Source organism: Pedobacter sp. GQ55, from assembly GCF_059758925.1.
Genome location: NZ_JCAXEI010000002.1, coordinates 115034 through 139319, shown reverse-complemented (window position 1 = coordinate 139319; position 24286 = coordinate 115034). Strand labels below are relative to the sequence as shown.

22 protein-coding genes are annotated in these 24286 nt (G+C 42.6%); 9 read left to right on the top strand and 13 right to left on the bottom strand.

All coding sequences use genetic code 11. From position 1 onward, the window contains the following. The first annotated feature begins 1 nt into the window (after nucleotide 1). Complete coding sequence (locus AC6CH7_RS05250; RefSeq protein ID WP_498261693.1) at nucleotides 2–1456, top strand: RagB/SusD family nutrient uptake outer membrane protein; 1455 nt, start codon at nucleotides 2–4, stop codon at nucleotides 1454–1456. 146 nt (nucleotides 1457–1602) lie between these two features. Then, entirely contained in the window at nucleotides 1603–3444 is a 1842-nt protein-coding gene (locus tag AC6CH7_RS05245; protein WP_498261692.1) for a carbon starvation CstA family protein, read from the top strand. A 481-nt stretch (nucleotides 3445–3925) separates the two neighbouring features. Here the strand turns inward: AC6CH7_RS05245 and AC6CH7_RS05240 are convergent, their stop codons facing one another. From AC6CH7_RS05240 to AC6CH7_RS05205, 8 genes are all read right to left on the bottom strand, one after another. Further along, complete coding sequence (locus tag AC6CH7_RS05240) at nucleotides 3926–5491, bottom strand: FAD-binding oxidoreductase (protein ID WP_498261691.1); 1566 nt, start codon at nucleotides 5489–5491, stop codon at nucleotides 3926–3928. A gap of 2 nt (nucleotides 5492–5493) precedes the next feature. Beyond that, nucleotides 5494–5850 carry a hypothetical protein gene (locus AC6CH7_RS05235; RefSeq protein WP_498261690.1) on the bottom strand — a complete coding sequence of 119 codons (357 nt, stop codon included), beginning with the start codon at nucleotides 5848–5850 and terminating at the stop codon, nucleotides 5494–5496. A 783-nt stretch (nucleotides 5851–6633) separates the two neighbouring features. Further along, nucleotides 6634–8571 carry a tetratricopeptide repeat-containing sensor histidine kinase gene (locus AC6CH7_RS05230; RefSeq protein WP_498261689.1) on the bottom strand — a complete coding sequence of 646 codons (1938 nt, stop codon included), beginning with the start codon at nucleotides 8569–8571 and terminating at the stop codon, nucleotides 6634–6636. A gap of 502 nt (nucleotides 8572–9073) precedes the next feature. After that, nucleotides 9074–9565, bottom strand: coding sequence for a VOC family protein (locus AC6CH7_RS05225; protein WP_498261688.1), 492 nt, complete (start codon nucleotides 9563–9565; stop codon nucleotides 9074–9076). A gap of 55 nt (nucleotides 9566–9620) precedes the next feature. Continuing rightward, nucleotides 9621–10514, bottom strand: a complete 894-nt coding sequence (locus tag AC6CH7_RS05220) for a pirin family protein (protein WP_498261687.1) — start codon at nucleotides 10512–10514, stop codon at nucleotides 9621–9623. A gap of 44 nt (nucleotides 10515–10558) precedes the next feature. Further along, nucleotides 10559–11593 carry an Atu2307/SP_0267 family LLM class monooxygenase gene (locus tag AC6CH7_RS05215; protein ID WP_498261686.1) on the bottom strand — a complete coding sequence of 345 codons (1035 nt, stop codon included), beginning with the start codon at nucleotides 11591–11593 and terminating at the stop codon, nucleotides 10559–10561. A gap of 102 nt (nucleotides 11594–11695) precedes the next feature. Next, nucleotides 11696–12610, bottom strand: coding sequence for a pirin family protein (locus AC6CH7_RS05210; RefSeq protein ID WP_498261685.1), 915 nt, complete (start codon nucleotides 12608–12610; stop codon nucleotides 11696–11698). A 99-nt stretch (nucleotides 12611–12709) separates the two neighbouring features. Then, a complete protein-coding gene (locus AC6CH7_RS05205; protein WP_498261684.1) occupies nucleotides 12710–13363 on the bottom strand; it encodes a hydrolase in 654 nt (217 codons plus the stop codon). Nucleotides 13364–13813: 450 nt separating this feature from the next. On the opposite strand from AC6CH7_RS05205, the gene AC6CH7_RS05200 reads away from it, so the two are divergent. The 4 genes from AC6CH7_RS05200 (at nucleotide 13814) to AC6CH7_RS05185 (ending at nucleotide 15448) form a co-directional block, all read left to right on the top strand. Beyond that, nucleotides 13814–14398 (top strand): Crp/Fnr family transcriptional regulator, encoded by a 585-nt coding sequence (locus tag AC6CH7_RS05200; protein WP_498261683.1) that lies wholly within the window; start codon nucleotides 13814–13816, stop codon nucleotides 14396–14398. A 191-nt stretch (nucleotides 14399–14589) separates the two neighbouring features. Further along, complete coding sequence (locus AC6CH7_RS05195) at nucleotides 14590–14823, top strand: (4Fe-4S)-binding protein (RefSeq protein ID WP_498261682.1); 234 nt, start codon at nucleotides 14590–14592, stop codon at nucleotides 14821–14823. Then, nucleotides 14823–15125 carry a GNAT family N-acetyltransferase gene (locus AC6CH7_RS05190; protein WP_498261681.1) on the top strand — a complete coding sequence of 101 codons (303 nt, stop codon included), beginning with the start codon at nucleotides 14823–14825 and terminating at the stop codon, nucleotides 15123–15125. Before AC6CH7_RS05195 ends, AC6CH7_RS05190 begins: the two co-directional genes overlap by 1 nt. After that, nucleotides 15122–15448, top strand: a complete 327-nt coding sequence (locus tag AC6CH7_RS05185) for an OsmC family protein (protein WP_498261680.1) — start codon at nucleotides 15122–15124, stop codon at nucleotides 15446–15448. Before AC6CH7_RS05190 ends, AC6CH7_RS05185 begins: the two co-directional genes overlap by 4 nt. 285 nt (nucleotides 15449–15733) lie before the next feature. Here AC6CH7_RS05185 and AC6CH7_RS05180 read toward each other — a convergent pair whose 3' ends face one another. Continuing rightward, nucleotides 15734–15910 (bottom strand): hypothetical protein, encoded by a 177-nt coding sequence (locus AC6CH7_RS05180; RefSeq protein WP_498261679.1) that lies wholly within the window; start codon nucleotides 15908–15910, stop codon nucleotides 15734–15736. Nucleotides 15911–16274: 364 nt separating this feature from the next. Between AC6CH7_RS05180 and AC6CH7_RS05175 the strand changes: the two genes are divergently transcribed. Continuing rightward, complete coding sequence (locus AC6CH7_RS05175) at nucleotides 16275–17531, top strand: putative DNA modification/repair radical SAM protein (protein ID WP_498261678.1); 1257 nt, start codon at nucleotides 16275–16277, stop codon at nucleotides 17529–17531. A gap of 13 nt (nucleotides 17532–17544) precedes the next feature. Continuing rightward, complete coding sequence (locus AC6CH7_RS05170; protein WP_498261677.1) at nucleotides 17545–18309, top strand: TIGR03915 family putative DNA repair protein; 765 nt, start codon at nucleotides 17545–17547, stop codon at nucleotides 18307–18309. 361 nt (nucleotides 18310–18670) lie between these two features. Here the strand turns inward: AC6CH7_RS05170 and AC6CH7_RS05165 are convergent, their stop codons facing one another. Both AC6CH7_RS05165 and AC6CH7_RS05160 read right to left on the bottom strand, forming a co-directional pair. Further along, the gene (locus AC6CH7_RS05165; RefSeq protein WP_498261676.1) at nucleotides 18671–19075 is read right to left on the bottom strand and encodes a cupin domain-containing protein; all 405 of its coding nucleotides are present in this window, start codon (nucleotides 19073–19075) and stop codon (nucleotides 18671–18673) included. Between the two features lie 195 nt (nucleotides 19076–19270). Next, nucleotides 19271–19702 carry an organic hydroperoxide resistance protein gene (locus AC6CH7_RS05160; protein WP_498261675.1) on the bottom strand — a complete coding sequence of 144 codons (432 nt, stop codon included), beginning with the start codon at nucleotides 19700–19702 and terminating at the stop codon, nucleotides 19271–19273. 536 nt (nucleotides 19703–20238) lie between these two features. Here AC6CH7_RS05160 and ligD point away from each other — a divergent pair. Continuing rightward, the gene (ligD, locus tag AC6CH7_RS05155) at nucleotides 20239–22992 is read left to right on the top strand and encodes a DNA ligase D (RefSeq protein ID WP_498261674.1); all 2754 of its coding nucleotides are present in this window, start codon (nucleotides 20239–20241) and stop codon (nucleotides 22990–22992) included. Between the two features lie 263 nt (nucleotides 22993–23255). On the opposite strand, the gene AC6CH7_RS05150 is transcribed toward ligD, so the two are convergent. After that, nucleotides 23256–23429 carry a hypothetical protein gene (locus AC6CH7_RS05150; RefSeq protein WP_498261673.1) on the bottom strand — a complete coding sequence of 58 codons (174 nt, stop codon included), beginning with the start codon at nucleotides 23427–23429 and terminating at the stop codon, nucleotides 23256–23258. Between the two features lie 205 nt (nucleotides 23430–23634). Then, nucleotides 23635–24093, bottom strand: a complete 459-nt coding sequence (locus AC6CH7_RS05145) for a ferritin-like domain-containing protein (protein ID WP_498261672.1) — start codon at nucleotides 24091–24093, stop codon at nucleotides 23635–23637. Nucleotides 24094–24286 lie beyond the last annotated feature (193 nt).

The window sequence follows — 24286 nt, the reverse complement described above, 5'->3', positions numbered from 1 at the left end:
AATGAAAACTAAAATAGTTGTATACTTCTCATTGATAATAATGTTGACCAGTTGTAAAAAACTGGATCTTGTTCCTGTCAATAACTTGACACGAAATACCTATTATAAAACACCAGAGGATGCGAAGGCTGCTATAGGATCCGCTTATGCACAAATAAGTGCTATTTATAGAGGTGCCGATCTTATGTTTATAGATTTGGCAACTACGGACGATGGTGCAACTTTTGCAGGTATTGGAGACCGCGTGCCGCTTTGGAATTATAAAATTACTCCTGAAAATCAATTTATCAATCAATATAATAATTCATACCAAGCTATTCAAAGAAGTAATATTGTGATTGAGCATATTCCGCTTATTCCTTTGAGTGATGCACTAAAGGCACAATATATAGCTGAAGCAAAATTTATTCGCGCACTTAGTTATTTTAATTTGGTTCGCCTGTATGGAGGTGTCCCATTGGTAACAACAGAAACTAAATCACTGGATATAGATGTACCAAGAGTAAGTGTTGATGAGGTATATGCCCTTATTGAACAAGACCTTAAGGATGCAGAGGTAGTATTGCCGGTTTCTTTTCCTGCTGCAGACCAGGGTCGTGCTACAAGAGGTGCCGCCAAAGGCTTGCTAGCCAAGGTCTATTTAACTCGCGCAGGAACAACTGCCGGTTCACCTTATTGGGCATTGGCAGCTTCGAAAGCTAAAGAAGTGATGGATTTAAATATCTATGATCTCTGGGCAAATTATGCGGATGCATTTTCTTTAACCAATAAGGGTGGCAAAGAATTTGTTTTTGAGATTCAAAGTAAAACGGACGTATTAGGTTCTGCTATGGGGAGATTATACGGAGTTCGCTCACTTCCCTACGCAGGTGGCGCCGGAGCTGGAACTTGCCGGGTGACTCCTAGTTTGTTTAATTCATATGAAAGTGCTGATACAAGAAGGGCTGTAAATGCCCCAACTACTTATACTTACGGCGGCACTACATATACTCTTTCAGCTACAACTACTGATGTAACTAGAGCAGTTCCTTTTGCTAAATACTTGGATCTAACATCAACTACAGGAGTAGGGGGCAAAAGTTTTCCGTATATGCGATATTCGGAAATTTTGCTGATCTATGCAGAAGCGTTGAATGAAGTAAATACAGGTCCAAATACAGAAGCATATAATGTTTATAAAAAAGTGCATGACCGTGCGGGTCTAACTACACCTTTACTGAACACTTTTGCTTATCAAACTTTTAAAAATGCTGTTTGGCTGGAAAGAAGGCTTGAATTTCCTGCCGAGATTCAAAGAAGGTTTGACCTTGTAAGAACAGGTCGCCTGATTAGTGCCGTGCAATCCGAGATTTCATTCGGTCGTGTTCTCGAGATTCAGCCTTTTCACTATCTATTACCAATACCACAAGCTGTAATTAATTCAAGCCCTTCTGTAACACAGAATCCTGGATATTAATTAATAAATTATAATAAATATATTAGAGCGTTAAGCGGGAAGCACTTTACAGAGCAAAATATCTAAAGGATATATGTGGCAGGACATTGGGTTTAACAACTGCCAATAATATTTAGCAGCAGATCAATTATAAAAAAAATTAAGACATGGATTTTTTAAATGGGGTTAACGCCCTCACTTTAGTTTTTATCGCCTTATTGGTATTTGCTATTGCTTATAGATTTTACGGGATTTTTCTGGCCAATAAAGTATTAAAGCTCAATGCTGCAAACGTAACCCCTGCAATAGAATTTTCAGATGGAAAAGATTATGTGGCCACCAACAGGAATGTACTGTTTGGCCATCATTTTGCAGCCATTGCAGCCGCCGGACCTTTGGTTGGCCCGGTGCTGGCAGCCCAGTTTGGTTACCTGCCGGGAACATTATGGATTTTGATAGGCTGCGTATTGGGAGGCGGGGTGCATGATATGGTGGTACTCTTTGCATCAGTAAGACATAAGGGAGAAAGCCTGGCTACCATAGCAGGAAAAGAGATCGGTACAGGTACCGGTTTAATCGCAGGAATAGCCATCCTTTTTATCCTTATCCTTACCCTGGCGGGCCTTTCTTTAGCTTGTATCAGCGCGATGCATGAAGCTTCCTGGTCTTTGTTTACCGTAATTGCAACCATGCCCATCGCCGTGATCATGGGATTGATCATGCGCTACCGGAAAGACAGCATTACCCTGGCAAGTATTTTCGGGGGGATCATGCTGATCGCCTCTATAGTGGGAGGTCATGAGCTGATGCAGATCCCTGCCATTAGCAATATTTTTCACTGGAAGATAGAAACCATATCCATAGCGATAACAGCATATGGCTTTTTAGCATCTGTATTGCCTGTTTGGTTATTATTAGTTCCAAGAGATTACCTGTCTACCTATTTAAAGATAGGAACTATCCTTATGCTGACCATAGGGGTAATATGTGTACATCCAACACTGCAAATGCCTGCACTTACCCAATTCGTGGGCGGTGGCGGTCCGGTTATTGGCGGTCCTGTATTGCCTTTTATTTTTATCGTAATTGCCTGCGGGGCGATCTCTGGTTTTCATGCCATTATTGCCACAGGAACGACTCCAAAAATGCTGACCAACGAAAAGGAAATCCTATTTGTAGGCTACGGAGCCATGCTGGTGGAAGGCTTTGTAGCATTGATGGCCTTGATAGCTGCCTGTACTTTGGTTCCTGGAGATTATTTCGCCATCAATACCCCAAAAGAAATGTACGAAAGCTTTATAGCGCAAAATCCACATTTAAAGGCAGTAGACTTAGCCTATTTTAGTGAAAAGATCGGGGTAGAGCTACAGGGAAGGACCGGAGGGGCGGTATCCCTTGCAGTGGGTATGGCGCATATATTTAATAAAATACCTTATATGGATGATGTGATGGCCTATTGGTATAATTTCGCCATCATGTTTGAAGCGGTATTTATATTGACAGCAATTGATGCAGGCACACGGGTAGGCAGGTTCTTCTTACAGGAGATGATAGGAAGAGTAATTCCCAGATTCAAAGACAAGAACTGGATACCGGGGATCATCATCAGCAGTTTGCTGTTCACCTTTTCCTGGGGCTACCTGGTGTATACAGGGAACGTAAGCAGTATCTGGCCATTGTTTGGGATCAGCAATCAATTGCTGGCAGCCTGCGGCCTGATTGTTTGCACCACCATGCTCATCCGTATGAATAGGAAGAAGTACGCCCTTTGTGCCGCTATACCCGGGGTGTTCATGGCGCTCATTACATTCTGGGCAGGTTACGAGCAGGTGGTGAATATGTACATGCCCAAAGGCCAATATTTACTGGCTTTCCTGGCCTGCATAGCCATGGTGCTGATGTTTATCGTGTTTGTGAACACTTTTAAAAGATGGTATCAATTGTCGAAAATGAAAGCAGATAAGGTGGATTATTATGGAGATACGGTAAAGGAATTGGTGGAAAGGTAAAGCTCGCTAATAATAGCTAAAATCACTTCCAAATATTCTAACGGATTTCCAGATACCCGCCAGAGGGGACGCCTAAGGAAAAATCAAAGGATTGCTTCAAAAAGGGTAATTATTTTTATTTGAGTATCAGTAAGTCGGGCTCGAGTACCGTGTCTTTTCGGCTCCCCTATAGTGATTTCTTATCGTTAAAGTGCTAAGAAATATCTTTCTACACCATCAAGCGGTTTTACAGATATTCCTTCCGCTTTACAAAAGTAGCTCCATATGGTATTGTTGTAGGCAGAATGATATTTGGGGAATATAAGTTTCCTGCTTCGTTTATGGAAAAATACAACCCTGAAACGTCATCTGCAATTAACAGTGATAACTACTGGGAGTTTCTATAAACGAACCTGATGGAATCCTGAATACTACGTGATTTCGGCCTAGCGCCGGAGGCGGTACTGGCTGAAACCATGGGCGGGGCGCCGAGAGGAGTACTTCATTGATCAAGACCCGTAAGGTGTAGAAAATCATTGGAAAAAAGTACCTTGGTCTGCGGGCTTAACAACTGATTTCTATAGGTTTTCCATTCCTTTATGCGGTCTCCATACATATATGCTGTCAATCCGGGAAAGGACCAGTCTGCATTTTTCCCCCAGTGCAATGTAAAATCGATATTGTTTTCCTGCAATACTTCTATAATCCGGGTACAGAATTTTTCTAAAGTGATCATGCCGTGTGGTTTCCCATCCCAGGTAATGCCGTCTATTTCCAGCATGCATGTAACCGGGAACCTGGTAAAGGCCAAAGTTGCTTCAGATTGCTTCACAAAGCGCATTGCATAAATGCCTGGGACTGGGCCTTCCTGTTTTGCCAGGTTAACCAGCAGTTGCAGTGCTTTTGAAGAATCTCGATGATCAACCCCCACAGAACAAGCAAAAGCGGGACCTTGGTAGCCCGCATCATAAAACATCTCGCTAAGCATACCAGTTGTTTCTATATCAACAGGTGGCAGGATAGAACTTTCCAGTATGTGGATCAGTTTAGGGATGCTGTTTTGCCATGCCTGAGCGATTTGAATGAACAGGTAGATGAGATCTTTATACAATGCTGTTTTAATTGCAGGAATAGGATCAGGGTAGCCACCTTGATAGGCTTTTTTGTACATGAGCTCTATCACATATTCGTTATCATTTACATATGGATTGATAAATATTTTGTAGTGATACGGGCGAAGTGCTTTCCCCGATGCATCTGTTTCGGATGGGATTTTAACAGGGGAGTTCTCAAAATCCAGCGAAGTGGCAAGATCGAGTGCAAGTGCTTTGCTGATCTTTTTTACATACCTTTTGAGCAGGAACCGGTCTTCAGCTTCAATGACTACACCATGAATAAAGCCGAATGAGCCCAAGGATACCAGTGCGGCATTGAACATCCCGTCGTCGCGGATAACCCTGGACAGGATGGTTTCGGCAAAGGCATCTGATAGGCCGGGTTTTGAAGCCCGTTCCAGGTATATACGATCCTGGGGATCTGGCCCGGTAATGAGGTTCAGCCCGACCACGCAATCCTGGACGGAGCCGGTATCTAGCGCCGAGCCATGTACACCTGTGGAAATGCAGCCAGCTATGGTTTGTCCGTTACTGGCCCCTGTGGTTTTCATGGACTTGCCTGTGGCATTTAAAAAGTTATGAACTTCCTTGATCACATTTCCACATTGGATAAAAAAGAGATTTTCGGCAAGGAAAACTGTATCAGGATGAAGTTGACCAGTTTCGGTCTTCATTTTCAAGTTCATCATTGCGTTGACCTGGATGTTGTCTTTTTGATGTGCTACCTGGGACATAGACCATCTGGATCCTATAGCACGGAAGCCTTCTCCCTTGCTGATGGCATCAGCAAGCAGTTGCTGCATCTCTGTAGCCACATCATTGTAGCGTTCGATCTGTGAAGGCATATCTGCTTTTTTGGCAAGTTCGGTACTGTGCAGAAAGCGGGTAGGCCAGGGGCCATTTTCATGCAGTGTATTCCAGGAACTGATTGCGGATGTAGTGGTTTTGGCCATAACTAATTGTCTTCTTTTAAACGAACATATGTTACTTTAACTTTTCTTACCCGGCCCAAAGTGATGCCACTCAGCAGAACATGCCCCAGGGTAACTCTGTATTCAAGGGCATAAAAACCGGTTTGCCCACAATCCCTTCTCAGCTCAAAAGAGCCCTGACTGAGCTTGAGGTTAATTGTGGTGTCGATTGTATTTACTTTCTGGTTTTTGTAGAAGTCCTGTGAATCGTTACTGTAGTCAGGTTCAGGTACACCAGCCCTGCTAACCAGGCGTACCGAATAACAGGAGCTTAAGACTATTGTGATTGTACTGATAAGCAATAGCGACCTTAAATGGCAGGAGCGATCTGTAGTTTTCATAGCGTTATGTTATATATCAGCGTCGTATATTTAATTTGAATAAAATTTCAGTAAGAAAAAACTTTTAAAACCAGAGAAACTTAAATCCTATCGATAAGCTTATCTTTTACCCGTGGAATTACTGATGAACTATATTATGTCTTTTCTTGGTTGACTTTTATAAACTGGGCATTTGAATAAATAAACAAATAAGGGTTACCGCCAATGTTCGAATATGAGGTTAACTTATTGAAGTTAAATATTTAAGAGACTTGTCACAATAGTTATTTATCGCTATTGTGACAGCGTAAACAAAAAGGTAGAACTTACATCGATTTCTACCGAATGCATTAGATTCTCACCTTAAGACAATTAATAACGACTCCCAGTCTTTGCTTGACATCGCGTTTCGCATCAGCCTGATTACCTTATTTCGGTGAGAAATGATCGTTTTTTATATCGCAGATAAATACAGGATTTGTTAATAGGTGTGACTGGCTTAGAATGTCTTGGCCTGGTATAGCTTGTCATTTGGTTAAAGTTAAGTGGCTAGTGTTGGTCCTTTCACTGTTTACCATTAAGCGCTCTAATGATAGCTAAAATCACTTCTAAATGTTCTAATGGACTCCCTATTCCCCCGCTCAGGGAAATAATCATAATTGGTTATTTCCTTTTTTTTTGCCATTAAAATGCTGATTTGCAGGTATTTATACACGAGTTTAGGTCCGGAAAAGCAAAAATTTGTTCAAAGGAATAGATTTTCACTTTGAAGGTACATGATATTTCAATGATATATTGGGTCAATTATTTTGTAACATTCAGTTCGATATTCACCGCACTCCCTTTTTCTTGCTTGTTAGATACAATTTCCATTTTGCCATTTAAGTAATTTACCCTGCTTTGTATGTTCTTTAAACCCATACCATTTTTAGCAACTAAAGAATTCTGCGCAAACCCTATTCCATCATCTTCTACAGTTATAAAAAAAGACCCTTCGTTTTGGCTGCATTGGACGATAATATTCTGTGCGTTAGCGTGACGCTTGGCATTATATAACAATTCTTGCACAATACGGTAAATTGTCGGTTGTATCTTTGTCGGAATATCTGCATCGCTGAGAAAAGACTGAAATACTACATAATTATTGTTTACAGACATCGAATCACATAAATCTTTTAGTGCGGTTTCTAAACCAAATTTCACCAAACTTTCAGGCATCATATTATGCGCTATATAGCGGAGTTCATTTAGTGAATCGTCAAGCTGACAAATAATCTGGTCTAATTCCACATCAGTCTTTAAGTTATGCTTATTTGCCGCCCAACTGGATAGTTTAATTTTAACGCCAGCAAGCATTCCACCTAATCCATCATGAAGATCTCTCGCTATTCTTTTCCGCTCTTGCTCTTCTCCTTCAAGCATGGCAGTTGTGCTATCCAATTTACTCTTACCCCGGTAATAATTTAAGGTAAAAATAGTAACTGCCAGGAACAGTACCGCGGCCGTCCCAAACAGCCAGATCATTAATCTGCTATTTTTTGATGATAAGACTACCTTCTCTTTTTCCGCTTCCAGAGTAGCAATCTTTTTCTGATTCTCTAAATTCCTGAATTTAATTTCAAGTTTATTAATGTCATTCTTAAGCTGGCTATCATTTATACTATCGTTTAATAGGCTGTACCGTCTTAGCCAGGTATAAGCCAAGGCATCATTGCCAAGATGATTGTAGGTTTTTGCCAATTCATTAAAAATGGATTTTCTATTGTTCGTTGTACTCATATAGGCCGTATCTCGGGCCACCTTTACAATTAATGGAAGGGCCTCGCTGTATCTCTTTAACTTTGTCAATACAGAATATTTCTGCATCTCAAGCGCCTGTACAATATAATCCTGGCCCTGTTCGGTTGCCATTGCCATTCCAATATTATAGCTTTTCAAAGCCTGCGAATATTGCCCAATTTCTTCATAATAATTGCCTTCGGCCCAATAATAATCAGACTGTGAAATGGATTTAGGAAATTTAGACAGCATATTTTTCGCCTTGTCAAGCATTATTTTTGCTTTTGAATGTTTTTTTAAAAAAATGTAGTTTGATGAAGCAATAATGTATGTATTAAGTAGTATGGTGGATTTTGTTGGTTTATTTTTTATGAGGTCAATTGTTCTATTATAATATTCTTCCGCCTTTTCGAGTTGATCATTGTTCATGAATATTTTTCCGGCTTGTGAATAATATTTGGCCAGCATTAATGTATCCTGACTTTTTTTTGCAAATGGTATAACCTTATTTAAAATAATGTCTAAGGTGGCTTTTTGGTCGTCTTTTCCTTGCGCCAGGATCGCTAAATTATACCATAATTTGGACCTAAATGTATAGGATTCTTTAGTTTTAAATTTCAAAAGCTGACGTTCGCCTTCTAAAATTGCATTGGTACTTTTCTTCGGATCTTCATACAAGTACAGATTTGATTCGAAAAAATAATATATCGCCTGTAGATAAGGATATCTCTTTGAATATGCCTTTCCACGTTGCAGATATTGATTGCCTTTTCGTGTGTCGTGATGTATGCTCCAGTAATGTGATAATTGATAATTTGCTCTGGCTTTTAAGCTGTCCGATTTCTTACCAGTAAGAACCTTTTCCAAACTGTCGGCATATTCCTTTTCATTTAAAGGTAATTGTGCATTACACCATAAGACAGAAAATGTCAAAACCGCAAAAATTAATAAGAATCTATTCATAATATTTAAAGTCTAAACCAGCAATAGGCAAGATAAAGTGAGCATGCTTATTTATTGAAATATCGTTGTAAAAATACTGGCATCCCCATAGAAAAGTACAACTTTTCATGGATTGTTTGAAACGATAGGATGTATATTTCAAAGATGTGCTTGGTAGCCAATTCGATGGCCACTTTGTCCCGAAACGAAGGAGGATACTACCTTGCCCTGGTATTGCCATTGATTAAAGTTAAGTGATTGGTGTTGGTTCTTTCACTTTTACCATACATCTCTCTAATAATAGCCAAAATCACTACTAAATGTTCTAACGGACTCCCAGATACCCCGCTGGAACTGATATCAAAACTAAAATCCTGCAGTCATTTGATCTGCAGGATTTTAGTTTTTAGGTCAATCGACCATTTTATGCGCCAACTCACCGAATTTGATACTCCTAATTGATTATCACTCAGTTCAATCACGAAACATCTTGACCATTATTAATTGCAAGCCTAATTTTGTTTCACTTTTTAACACCGTTGGTATAAAAACTTTCTATGTCCAATCGTTTGTTGTACATGGTTAGTTTGCCGTCGTTATCGAACCATTCCTCCCGGGGGCGGTCCCAGTATAGTTCAACTCCGTTCTTGTCGGGGTCGTCAAGGTAAATGGCTTCTGATACACCGTGGTCTGAAGCCCCTGTTATGGGATATTTAGCCTGTATCAATCTGCTTAAAATGGCTGCGAGATCTTTTCTCTCGGGATAAAGAATGGCTGTGTGGTACAACCCCGGAGCGCGTTCGGGCGCCGGGCCGCTATCTTTACTGTGCCAGGTATTTAATCCTATATGATGATGATATCCTCCTGCTGATATGAATGCAGCCTGGTCGCCATATGTGTTTGTGAGTTCAAAGCCTAATAAACCGCAGTAAAAGTCAAGTGAGCGTTGCAAATTGCTTACTTTTAAATGTACGTGGCCTATGCGGGTTTGAGCGGGTATGGTGTAGTTGTCCATAAGTCAGAATATAAGTAGTGAATTGATTGCCGGTTTGATCAAATTGATGGACGGATCATCCTTGCCTTGCTGTTTTCGACCTTTGTTTTTCGTAATCGATCTTTCCGTAATCACCATTATAAAAATCCCGGTAGGCATTGGCAATATCCAGCTTGGAATTCATGACGAAAGGGCCCTCCGCAAATATTGGTTCCCGGTAAGTTTCGCCACCGAATAATATAAAATCACAAGCTTCCTGGTTCTCATTGCTCAGTTCAATTGTTCCGGCATTCCTGTCATATTCGATAAAATCGCCGGCATTGAACCTTTCATCATTGATGATGGCCCGCAGTTCAGGCAAATAGACAGCTATTTCCAGTTTATCGGCAAAATCGATAGTGAAAACTGTACCCGGCTCTAAATGGATATGATACAGAAACTGTTCCGAATAATTTGGTATCGGAGAGGTCAGATTTTCAAACGCACCGGCGATCACTTTAATCCATCCTTTTGCATCCGGTAAGGTTTTGTATGGCACTTCATTGCCTTCAATAGCTAAATATTCAGGCGTTTCGGCTTTGATCTTTGCCGGCAGATTGATCCAGAACTGGAATGCGTGGACGAGTTTGGAATCTGTTTGGGAGTCATAATTCAGCGTTTCATCATGGATGATACCGTCACCTGCCTTCATCCATTGGACCCCTCCCGAATGTACCATGGCGTAGTTTCCGGCACTGTCGAAGTGTTCGTCCTCGCCATTCATAATGTAAGTTAACGTGGCGATGCCCCGGTGCGGATGAGCACCGGTTCCTTCCTTGCTGATCTTAGTTTGAATAGTAGGAACGACATGATCCAGGAATACGAACGGGCCGACTGCGTCGGCATATCTGTTAGCCAATAAACGGTATATTTTCAGCTCACCTATATCTGCCCTCTGTCCCTGGGTAGAAAAACTGCTTTTCTTTTTCATAATAAATATTGATCGTGAAAGGTTTAAATTTCTGTTGTATTAAATTAGTAGGTGGCTATCACTCTTTTTTTGATCTGTGGGATAACCTTCGAACCGATCAGTTCAATAGCCCGCATTGACTGCTGGTGAGTAAGACCGGCAATATCCATCTGGAACATAAAACGGTCTACACCGCCAAGAGCTTCGCCATGTCGCAGTAGCTTTTCAGTGACCGTTTCCGGCCCACCAACGACAAGGGCACCTTTTTCAGATACCAGATCGTTGAACTGGTTTCTTGTAACAGGTGGCCAGCCGCGTTCGCGGCCTATTTTAGTCCATGATTCTTTATAGCCCGGATAATAATCATCGATCGCTGTCTGATCGTCAACACCGACATAGCCCGGTGAATGCAGTCCTACCTTCAATTCCTCCGGTTTAAAACCAGCCTCTTCACCAGACTTTCTGTAAAGGTCGACCAGCGGCCGGAACCGCTCTGTCTCGCCACCAATGACCGCCACCATTAAAGGAAGCCCCAGCATACCGGCACGAACAAATGATTGAGATGTACCACCCACGCCAACCCAGACAGGTAACTGCTCCTGAAGCGGTCGCGGGTAAACGGGCTGATCTTTAAGCTCCGGTCTGAATTTACCCTTCCAGGTGACGAACTCCTCGTCTCTGATCTGCAAAAGCAGTTTTAATTTTTCTTTGAACAAGGCGTCATAATCATTCAGGTTATACCCAAACAGTGGAAACGCTTCTATCGAGGAACCCCGGCCGGCCACGATCTCCGCACGTCCTTTGGAAATGATATCCAGTGTGGCGAATTGCTGAAACACGTGCACAGGATCAGAAGCGCTCAGTACCGTCACCGCACTCATCAACCGGATCCTTTTGGTGCGGGCAGCAGCAGCTGCCAGTATTACCGCAGGAGCAGAGTCCAGAAACTCTTTTTTATGATGTTCGCCGATGCCAAAAACATCCAGTCCGGCGACATCTGCTGCAACTATCCTGTCCAGCAACTGCTCCATCGTATCAACACTGCTCAGCTCATTGCTGCTGTACATTGCCGAGGCAAAACTATCTATACCTATTTCCATGCTATTCTCTTTTCATCTTTTAATTACTGATTTTCGGTGTTCGTTTTTATTGCCGCGTTATTAGGGTCTTTTTTACCGTATTGCTGATCCGTCATGAGTGACTCAGGACAAGGTATTAGGTGGTGGTCCTCCCGCAGGCTTTGAATGGTCCGCTGGTAAAGGGATAAATGCCTCATTATCTGTTGGCGGTAAGAGTATCCGTCCCTGCATCCAGTCTTCTTTCGCCTGTTCAATTCTTTCCTTGCGGCTTGATACGAAGTTCCACCAGATATACCTTTCACCGAGATGTTCGCCGCCCAGCATCATTAATGTCGTATGTTCAGCAGCGATAATCACTGGGTCCACGCCGGAGCTGAACACCAGCAACTGACCTTCCTGGTACCGTGTTCCATTCACCATAATACTCCCGTGCACAATATAAACCCCTCTTTCACTATAACCTCCGGGTATGCCGAACCGGGCACCTTCATCAAGTACCACGTGCAGATAAAACAATGGTGAGGTGGTTTGCACCTCGCTTTTCAGGCCGAACGCATCCCCGGCAATCAGCCGCATCCAGACGCCGGTATCCGTAAATACCGGCAACCGATCTGGTTTATAGTTTTTGAAGGTCGGATCCGCTTCTTCATCCTTTTCGGGTAAAGCGACCCATGTCTGTATCATTTCCAGTTTCCCGCCGGATCTTAATGACGGATCTTCGAAACGTTCGCTATGGGCTATTCCTTTTCCCGCGGTCATCCAGTTCACCTCGCCAGGTTTGATCGCCTGCTCGATACCAAGAGAATCCCTGTGCATGATCTCTCCGCTGAACAGATAGCTTACTGTGGACAAGCCGATATGGGGATGCGGCAGAACATCCAGGTCACTGTGGATGGCGGTCGGTATACTGATAGGTCCCCCATGGTCCATAAAAATAAAAGGCCCGACCATCCGCCGGAGCTGGTAGGGTAAAAGCCGTTTGACAGCAAAACCCGGAATGATCTCCGCCATACGTGATGAAATAACAATGTCCAGCATAATTAGAATTTTATGTTAATATAGTAGAGGTGATCTTGGTGGCAGGATAAACGAAAGCAACATCCTGATCGGTCAGGATGTTGCCTTGTCAGAGAATCGTTATTGTGCCGGTACTTGCGTATCCAACAACTGTTGTTCCCAAAGAAATGCTACGCCGCTGGCGCCGCCATGTTCTACAAGAATATTTGCAAATCCAAGTCCCGTTTCGGTGCGGGCATGGTCACGCTGCCATTCAGAAGCTACAGCTATCCAGTTAATCGGTGTAATACCATGTGCTTCCATACGACGTACGGCCATATCATGTGCTTCCACAGAAACCGCTCCGCATGCATCTGTGACAACATATACATCATATCCTTCTCCTGCAGCCTGGATCGCCGGCATAGCCACACAGATCTCTGTGTAGAGGCCCGCTATGATCAGTTGCTTGCGGCCGGTTTTGGCTACTACATCGGTAACGTTCGGGTCCTGCCAGGTGTTGATAAAGGTACGGTTAATTGGCTTTTGCTCCGGGAATACATCCTGGATCTGCTTAAGGAGTAATCCTCCGCGTTCTTCGATAACCGTAGTAAGAATGGTTGGTACATTGAACAATTTAGCCGCTTTAGAAAGTCCGGCGGCGGCATTGATGATTGCCTGCGGATCATGGCTGTTTAGGTTCGTGAACTGGAAAGGCTGGTGATCGATCAGCACGACGATACTGTCTTCCGGACGAAGGAGGGCCTCAAGGCCTGTTTTTACATTTTTTGACATTTTTTGATGGTTGTATAATTAATGAATTGGAAAATTGCGATGTGCTTGAGTGGCAGGTCCTTCAAACCGGCGCTGTTGTTTCGAATGTCTTTTGCCTGTCCTTCTTTTGCAGCTGGCCATGTGTCATGGCCAAAAGGATTTTTTTGGTTTGGATCATGGAAAGAAAAGCTAAGCATGGATCTCATGATAATTTTTATTTGCTTGTGATAATGCAAATTTCATGATCCTGACAGATCAGAACGATGATGTATGTAGTAAAAGTCCGTAGATAATTGTCTACGAAATTCTTAGGAAAACCTTGGCGAACGCGAGTATTCCATCTGATAAAAATCAAGTTATCAGTTAGTTAAATCGGCTCTATAGCGCCCCTGCCGGAAAGAATATGCATTTAATCGTATATTTGTCTGACAACAAATAGTAATTAATATTTAAAAGATACGAGGGGCTTATATGTACGACGCTTTTTTTGACTATCTGAAGAAATTCAGTCCTAAACCGCTTTCAGACGAGGAAAAGGCATTGATCAGACGGACATTTACGCCGTTCAGATTAAGGAAAAGACAATTTTTGCTCCAGGCCGGGGACCAGTGTAAGTATTTTGCATTTATCGTAAAAGGTGCGATGAGAATGTATTCAGTGGATGACAGAGGCATTGAACACATCGTACGGCTGGGTGTTGAACAATGGTGGATGGGTGATCGGGAAAGTTTTGCGGAGTTCACGCCAAGCCGCTATCATATCGATGCCTGGGAGCACTGCGAACTGCTTTATGTCACCAGGGAAGGTACAATAGAACTGCAGAATAAGGTGCCTGCATTCTGTGAAATGAAAATGAAACTGGACGAGCGCAATATGATGGCCAACAACAGGCGTCTCACTTCCACCATAAGTTCTTTGGCAGATAAGCGTTATACAGATTTTGTAGAATGCTATCCTGAACTTACTCAACGTTTTCCGCAACATATCATTGCATCCTATCTAGGTATCAATAAGGATACGCTAAGTCGTGTCAAACGCCAGCACAATCTGAAATAAATCCTTTTCTTTTTACGCCCCTGGGGGAAGTAGACTTTTATCTACTATTTTTTGCGATAAATATCATCTTTCTTTTTAGCCCGGTTACAGAGATTTGCGTGTCAGCTTATATCGATTGTCACGCATGGCGAGCCAGGTTCGCTATCTGTGCAATTTCATAGGTTTCAACATCGATCTGTAAAAAGCACGCTATGGAAACACTTAAATATCAGAACGGGGAAATAACGATCCTCTGGAAACCAAAAACATGTATTCATGCCGGCATCTGTGTCAGGATGCTGCCTCAGGTCTATGACCCGAAGGCACGCCCCTGGGTACGGCCGGAAAATGCGACGACCCAGGAACTGGTCAACCAGGTCGCCAGCTGCCCTTCCGGGGCATTGACCATTAAAATTGATGATACCGAAAACGAAACTAAAGCATAATGGAAAGTACAACAGTAGTTTTTAAAGGCCGTGCTTATGGCGAGGTACAACTCTTCACAGATGAGATCAAAGCCGGCAAAATGGACATTGCCATCACTGATGGAAGGCTGACAGTATTCCACACAGAAGTGGCTCCTGAGTTCGAAGGGCGGGGTTTCGCAAAATTGCTGCTCGAAAAGCTTGTCAGCTATGCAAAGGAGAAAGATCTGAAGATCGTGCCACTTTGCCCGTATGTGAATATACAGTTCAGACGCCACCCCGCGGAATATGAGGAGGTGTGGGAAAAAGACGGGCATCGATGAAATATATCTTGGAAACGCCAGTCAGAGGCGAGATCGGGAGCGAAAAATTCAAAACAGCTATTCACCGGAGGAATGGCATACTGATCACGCACGATCCTGAAAAACTAGGTGGTAAAGATGTCGGTCCGGACCCCTATACGCTCTTATTATCATCTCTTGTTTCCTGCACACTAGCGACACTCCGGTTGTATATCGATCATAAAGGTCTGGAGATCCCGGAGATCAAGGTCGAGGCCAATATGTTCCACCGGATCGAGAAAAACGATGCGTTCCTGCACATCGATCGCAAGATCGTTTTTAAACATGTAGCTGATCCAGAGTGACAGCAAAGGCTGATCTGGGTTGCGGAGAACTGTCCGGTTTCCAAGATCCTGAGAGGGAACATCAACATCCAAACAGAATTTAAGTGAGAGCAAGGTAAATGAACTTAAAGATATTGGTATGGGCAGGCCTGTTGTCCTCCGTACAGTATTCCCGCGCACAGCAATTCGATGTTTCCGCAAAAATTGTCCTTGACATCACTGGGGTGCTCAAAAATCACTATTATTTCAAGGTGAATAACGGCCCAATCCGCTGAAGATAGCGTTTCTATAAAATTACATTTGAACCTATTGTTCCTTCATTATCGATAAATATTTCTTCCTGATCATTGCCCATTTCTCCTCATCGTCTTCGTAAGTTTTCAATAATGCCCTAATTTCCCTATCATCCAAAGATTCTACTATTTTTTGCTGAATATCAAGCACTACCAAAAGGTGCTTTGCTTTGTCCAGGTCACACAGCAAACTTATATTTATACCATTTCGGTAAATTCCTAGCCGCCATCGCGGGATCTTCCTTTGAATTCACTATATCGTACAACGCCGTGAAGAGTTTTGCATATTGCTCATGCTCCAGGCACCGGAGAAAAACAACTGTATAATTAATTCAGACCAGCGTGCTGTTTGAAATCAGCCGCCGCTATATAGCGTTTAAAGTTTGGATGTCTTCACGGATCATGCGTTCAAAGGGTCCATCGAATATTGTGGTGATCTCCCTGCCCAGATCCTGAATACATAGAAGAAAGTCGGCGGGATTTACTCTAAATACTATTAAAATAACTAATATTATTAGTAATTTTAACTACTTTTGTTAGTAAACTATAGAGAGATGTCTGAGCGAATTAGAGAAAAACTAAATATCCTGGCTGACGCAGCGAAATATGACGTTTCCTGCTCTTCCAGCGGGGGAACGAGAAAAAACGACAATAAAGGACTCGGTGATAGCCATGCTTCCGGAATTTGTCATACTTATACAGAAGATGGACGCTGTGTTTCTCTTTTAAAAATTCTCCTGACCAATCATTGCATTTATGATTGTGCTTTCTGTGTTTCAAGAAAAAGTAACGATATTGAACGTGCCGCTTTTACTGTAGAGGAAGTTGTTTCCCTAACCATCAATTTTTACAGACGAAACTTTATTGAAGGACTTTTTTTAAGCTCTGGAATTTTTAAAAACGCCGATTTTACGATGGAGCGCTTACTGAAAGTCGTCAAAAAATTAAGATTGGAAGAACGCTTCAATGGATATATTCATTTGAAAACGATTCCCGGTGCAAGCGAAGAGCTGATCCGGGAGGCCGGTCTTTATGCAGACAGAATGAGTATCAATCTGGAGATGCCAACGGAAAAGGGCCTAAAATTACTTGCCCCAGAAAAGAGCCATGACGATGTAAAGCGTCCACTTGGATTTGTACAAAATCAAATCGTACAATTCAACGACGAAAAAAAGCTGATTAAAAGTACTCCTAAATTTGTACCTGCTGGGCAAAGCACCCAAATGGTAATCGGTGCAACACCGGAAACAGATAAAGACATTATGCATACCGCAGACGCATTTTATAAAAGCTTCTCTCTGAAAAGGGTTTATTATTCAGGTTATATTCCGATTAGCCATGACAATCGTCTGCCGCTTATTGGTACTCAACCCCCGCTAATTCGCGAGAACAGATTATACCAGACGGACTGGCTCATGCGCTTTTATGGTTTTCACGTGAACGAACTACTAAATGATGCTAACCCTCACCTTGATGTTGATATAGATCCAAAACTGAGCTGGGCACTCAGAAATCTTCAGTTTTTCCCTATAGACATCAATGTGGCCGCCTATAAAATGATTCTGCGCGTCCCTGGAGTTGGGCTGGGTTCAGCAAAAAAAATTATACAGGCCAGAAAATTTGGGAAATTACGGATCGACCAGCTTAAGAAAATAGGGATTGCCTATAACAGGGCAAAACATTTTATCAAATGCGCAGATACTCCCTATCAGATTAAAGATTACCAGGGTACGCAGATCAAGTCATTTATATTCGCGGAAAGCCAGAGTAAATATTTAAAGAATGATGTTCAACAGTTGATTTTATTTTAATCCTGCAACTTTAATGATATACGTGATCGATGGTAGTTTAGAAAGTTTGCTGTGTGCAGTTTTTGAATGGTTTGAAAGAAAACCAGGAAAGATAATTCTGAAATTGGAAAAATACCACCAACCGGAAGCCTTCACTGCGGAATTCCATGTGTATAAGGATCAGAAAAATGCTGACCGGGTATGGACAGGATTAAAAAAAAAATTAGACAAAAGTTGGATGAGAAGATTTTACTGCACCTTCCTCTCAGAATCAGCTCAGGCTTACAGTAGTCTCTTTGAGTTCACTTGTTATATATTTTCAAACCCAGCCGGAGCAGAAGCAAATTATGGTAATGCCCACGTACTTGCGGTAGCACAAACAGCAAGGAAGGTTGAAAGAGAGAAACACAGGATGGAAGCTTTCATACGATTTCAACATTCGGCAGATGAGATTTTTTATTGCGCTATAGACCCGGACTTCAACGTACTCCCTTTGATTATGAACCATTTTAAAAACCGTTATTCGGATCAGCGGTGGGTTATTTACGATGTGAATAGACATTATGGATTATATTATAACCTGGAAAAAGCAGAAGAAGTGAACTTCACTCCAGAAGAAGAAAAGAACCTGCAAAAGACAACCGGGGAGCTGCATGCGGTCAAAGAAAATCTCTATGCCACATTATGGAAAGATTATTTTAAAAGCACCAATATCGTGGCCAGGAAAAACACCAAATTACATGCACAGCATGTCCCAAAAAGATATTGGAAATATCTTACTGAAAAAATGGACACTTAAAGACGGTTTTAGGATTCGAGCCAACTTAGGCTTTGTCCATTTGCTGATGTAGGTTATCTGCACTTCTTTACCGAAACTTGCCATGCTAAAGGAATAAGTAATATTCAAATATAAATTACTTCTTGTTTCAAAAATAATCCGTTGGTATCATCTTTTAGCAAACAAATCTGCGATTAAATGCAAATCAGATAGGAGATGGTCAGTTCGACCATCTCCTGTTTTTTAATAACTATTTAAAAATCATTTATTTTATGTCTTTTTAGTGGCCAATAAGCGGTTCGAGAATTTTTACTATTTATTCTCCCCTCGACTTTTAAGATTAGCCCCTCTTATGAGATAGCTGCTAACATATAAGCGTCGCTTATTTTTTCACCAAAATTGGCTTTCCTTTTTCAACAATATATGTGGCTAACTCTACTGCCTTTGTTTTTCCTATATTTTTTGCAGCATGAGCCACCCCGGCTGGAATAAAAAGGGTATCACCTTTTTTAAGTGTTACTTGCCTCTTTCCGGCAACCTCATAAATAAACGTCCCGTTGAGTACATAGATAACTTCTTCGCCTGGGTGGGTATGCATACCAAAAGCTGTTCCTTTGTCAAAATCTATTCTGACTTGTATGGTCTCCCAACCGGGGGTGCTGATATCATGTCGCTGTAACTCTGTGCGGGTAACGCCTTGCTGTTGTGCAAAGGCAGGGGCTGGTTTAAAAAATGCAGATAGGGTTAGTATCAAGGCTATTGCAAGTATGCTGAAATTTGTTTTCATCTTGTTTTTGTTTAAAAAATGTTTAATGCAGCCTTCTAAAGGCTGAACGGATCTCTTCCGAGAAAATTTGAGGTTGTTCCCATGCTGCGAAATGGCCACCTTTATCAGATTTTTTGAATAGCCTGTTTTCAGCCATTTGTTGGGTAATAAATGTTCATTCGATCAGCTACTTTGCTGACCACTCAGCTTACTTTTTTACAGGATATTGGTCTCCACCTTGATATTGCCTTTAACCGCTTTTGAATAGGGACATAATGTGTGAGCATGCTCAGCGATTGCCAATGCATCTTCTCGGTCGATGCCTGGAAGACTGATATTGAGACGTACCTGTAACGAATATCCTTCTGTATCTGATAATACCAGATCGACTTCTGCATCAACGCTAGAGTCGGCCGGAAGCTTAATGCTTTTGCTTGCTGCAGATTTGCCCATCGCTCCTAAAAAACAAGCTGACCACCCTGCTGCAAATAATTGCTCGGGGTTAGTGCCTTCACCTTTTCCTCCCGGAGGGGTAAGGGTAATGTCCAGGTGCCCATCTGAACTTTTTGATGCACCCTGGCGGCCACCAGTGGTAATTGTTGCTGCTGTGTACACCACTTTGGATGTACCGTTGTTTAAACTTTCCATTTTTATTATTTTTAATCGTTTATTGATCTGTTGTAAACTTTTTGTATAGCAAAGGTATTGCGCTGATTTGCGGAGAACGATGATAGAGTGGTTGAACTGGACAAAGTAGGGGGTAGAATAGGCAGAATCCATAACCGGACTTTTATTTACCTGAGTGGGTGGGAGCAAACTCCTTTTAAGAAACAATATGAAGATTTGAAAGATTCAGGAGATTGGCATATTGAAACAGTTGATTGCGCGCACAATATAATGAGAAAGGAGCCCGGGAGATTAACGGAGATCTTAACGGGGCAGAAAGAATGCGGTAAGGAATGAAAATTTGATTCATGGTAGAGAAAAACTATTCGATCCAGGGGGGCAGCTGACGGTGATGAGCTGAAGATTAAGAATACCTGATTAACAATCGGGGGGTAGATTTTCAGCTTTTTGTACCTGCTGGTTAGTTCTGCTAATCACAAAGCCGCTTCGAAGATACTGTGCCCAAATGACCTAAACATTTAACCTCCGCGGTTGTTATTTGCTAAAAACCAAAGGTCATGAGCTTAACCCAATACAATAAAAAACGCGATTTCGACAGGACCGCCGAACCCAAATCAGGACACTCTACAGACAAGGACAAACTTCAGTTTGTCATTCAGAAACACGATGCCAGCAGGTTGCATTACGATTTCAGATTGGAAATGGAAGGCGTGCTGAAAAGCTGGGCGGTACCCAAAGGACCATCTACTGATCCCAAGACCAAAAGACTGGCCATGATGGTCGAGGACCATCCATTTGACTACAAGGATTTTGAGGGAATTATACCAAAAGGAGAATACGGCGGGGGAACAGTAATCGTATGGGACCAGGGAACTTATGAGCCTATAGAAAAGATAAAAGGAAAAAAGGCACAGGAAAAACACCTGCTCGAGCAGCTCAAAGTGGGTTCAGTAAAGATCATCCTACATGGGGAGAAGCTCAAAGGAGAATTCGCATTGGTAAAAACCCATGGAATGGGAGAGAATGGATGGTTGCTGATCAAGCACAAAGATGAGTTTGCTAAAACCAGTGACATTACGAATAAAGACAAGTCAGTACGGTCGGGGAAAACGATTGCCGGGATGGAAAAGACCGGTGATAAAGTTTGGCAGAACGGTCATCAAGAGAAAATAAAGGAGCCTACTAAACCCGCTAAGAAATCGGCAGGTAAGGTGTCAAACAAAGCAGCGGAAATCATTGAAGGCGATCTCCCTGGGAAACTGACAGCGGAAGTAAGAGCACTCATAAAGAAAGGCAAAAAGGCAAAAATTCCCATCGGTATGAAGCCTATGCTTGCAACGCTGGTAGATGAACCTTTTGACGATAAGGACTGGATATATGAAGTAAAATGGGACGGTTACCGCGCGCTTGGGTTTAGCCTGAAAAATGGAGATGTACAGTTGCTATCCCGAAACAATAAGCAGTTCAATGAAAAGTTCTATCCTATTTTCCAGATCATGCAAGGCTGGAAGAAAGATATGGTAGTTGACGGAGAGATCCTGGTGCTGAATGAAAAAGGGATTTCCAATTTCGGGAACCTGCAGAACTGGCGTAGTGAAGCAGACGGGGAACTGGTGTACTATGTTTTTGATGTGATCTGGTATGAGGGGATGGACCTGACTGAGCTGCCCCTGGAAGAGCGTCAGCAAATCCTGGCAGCGATACTTCCCCAGGAAGATGACAGTATCCGGCTCAGTAAAATCTTTAAAGCAGGGGGCAAGGATTTTTTTGCTGCCGCCCAAAAAATAGGCCTGGAAGGTATCATCGCTAAAAAAGCAAATAGCCAGTACGGTGCCGGCGCACGCTCCAAAGAATGGCTCAAGATCAAAGTACACAAAAGGCAGGAAGTGGTTATTGCCGGGTTCACTAAAAACGAGGACACGCCCAAACCGTTCAGCTCGCTGCTGCTTGGTGTTTATGAAAACGGAAAGCTGGAATACGTAGGAAAAGTGGGTACTGGGTTTAACGACAAAAATCAAAAGGAAATGATGGCCCATTTCAAACCGCTCATCATCCATGAGACTCCTTTTTCCGAAGTACCGGATGTAAACAAGCCCTCTCGCTTCCGCCCCAATCCTCCAAAAGCAAAAGCAACCTGGTTGAAACCAGAGCTGGTTTGTGAAGTTGCTTTTACTGAGGTCACCAGTGACGGGGTATTTCGCCATCCTTCCTTCCAGGGGATGCGTGTTGATAAAAAAGCAAGAGAAGTAACGCGGGAATCCGAAGTGGCAACCAAGGCGATAGTGGCGCTGGATATGCCTGAGGAGGAGGAGACCAAGCCTGATCAGAAGGATAAGCATCCCCAGATCGTTTCACCTCCTAAAAATAAAAGCCGTAAGACCTTGCTCAATCCAAAAGAGGAAACACAGGTACGCAAGATCAAAGGCCGCGAGCTGAAGTTTACCCATCTGAGTAAGCTCTACTGGCCGGAAGACAAGGTGTCTAAGCGTGATATGTTTAATTATTACTACCAGGTGGCGGATTATATATTGCCGTATCTGAAAGACCGGCCGATGTCATTAAATCGTTTCCCCGGGGGCATCCACTCCAAAAGCTTTTACCAAAAGGATGTGAAAGGAAAGGCGCCGGACTGGGCGGAGACCTTTCCTTATACTACCAGCGATGGCGAACACAAGGAATATTTGCTGGGGAACGATGAAGCTGCACTGTTGTGGATGGCTTCCCTAGGCTGCATCGAGATGAATCCATGGTTCTCCAGGTCGGCATCGCCAGACCATCCCGATTATTGTGTGATTGATTTGGATCCTGACAAGAACACCTTTGACCAGGTGATCGAGATTGCACGGATGACAAAAGATATACTCGATCAAATCGAAGTCCCTTGCTATCCAAAAACATCAGGTTCAACCGGAATCCATATTTACATTCCGCTGGGCGCTAAGTACACTTATGATCAGAGTCAGATGTTTGCCAAGATCATTGTCAGTTTGCTGCATCAGCGGGCTCCGGAATATACCAGCCTGGAACGGATGATCTCCAGTCGCAAGGGGAAAATGTACCTGGACTTTCTGCAAAATAGGCCTGGTGCTACCATTGCCGGACCATATTCGCTTCGGCCTAAACCCGGTGCGACAGTATCCATGCCTTTGGACTGGGTGGAGCTAAAGCCGGGTTTGACCATGAAAGATTTTACTATTTTTAATACGCTGGACCGGCTTAAAGAAACTGGAGACCTCTTCAAGGGCGTACTTGGAAAAGGTATTGATTTGGCTAAAGCGGTAAAAAAAGCCAAGGAAATATTTGGTACATAGGCAGACGTAAACTTTTTTCGCTGATGGAAGAACAATTTGCTTCATTGATTGACCGATTAAGGGCTAATCTGTGGGTTTGTTTTGGGGTCAGTCTTCAACGCCTGATCCGGCGGTAAATTGTCCAGTTAATCCAGGTTATTAAATGTTCAAGCATGGGTCATTAAACGGCCCTAGATCCCCGATATTTAGAATATTCGTTCGCTGAATGGTCTAGCAATGCCGGACATATTGGTTGTATGAAAGTAATTGCTGATTCACTAGCATCAGTTATTTTTTACGAGTTCGTAATCAATTGCTTTTTCCCGAATCAGCCGGCCTGCCAACTCTAAGCCCTGGCATTTCGCGCGGAAATCTGCTTCTTCCCAGGAAATAGCTGAAATTCTTTTTCCCGAAAACTTTATTCCATTAATATCAATATAGGTGGTGAAAATAGACATATCTAAGTTTTTTAACCAGTTTGAAAGTTACAGTCAGGAAGCCCATATATTCCTATGCCCTCAATTATTCGCATTAACTACATTTGGATACTAATTCCCCTTAGTTGTAACGCTAAGGGGAAGTGCAAAAGCCTTTAATTAGGCTGCTGTTTGTTCGCTGATGGAGTTGATGATCCAGCTTTCGTCGTCCGCTTCATTTCAGATGCTATAAAGCAACATGATCTCTCAGGGCTTTGATTTGGTCATGTGAGGATCTTAAATCTGCTTTTTGATCAGAGATAATGCTCCTGAGATTTGCGGACAGACCATCTGTTTCTAACGCCATTTTATAGGCGTTTTGAGCGGCGTCCTCGCCAAATTCGCAGTTATTCAAAACAGTTTTGCGGTCATGTCCCGTAAATACTGCTTTTACATCCATCCATGCCCGATATATTTTTCCTGATGTTGTGGTACCAGTTTCAACTGTAGCGCCCAATACCTGAACTTCCTGGGTCAGCGTAGCTTTATGTTGGTTGCTTTGTCTGATCATTTGAGGGAACAGAGATTTTAGATCGCTATCTTCCACTGCCAATTCGTCTATCGCTTTTTCATAACCGCTGACCCTGTCATTGTTGATTTGGATCAGATCGTTCAAAATTTCTGTGTTTACTGTTGTATTTTCCATAATTATTTGGTGTTGATGTTCGTTTCTAACACCAATGTTTAGGAAAGGTTTAGATTTTTCTGGAATGTGACAATTGTTTTTCGTATTGAACCCCGCTATCTCCATACATGTGTGATTCGATTGATGATATAAAGCGATCCACGGCGACAAGATGTTTTTATCTGTCAGCGGAAAAGACAGCATTTGGATGTCT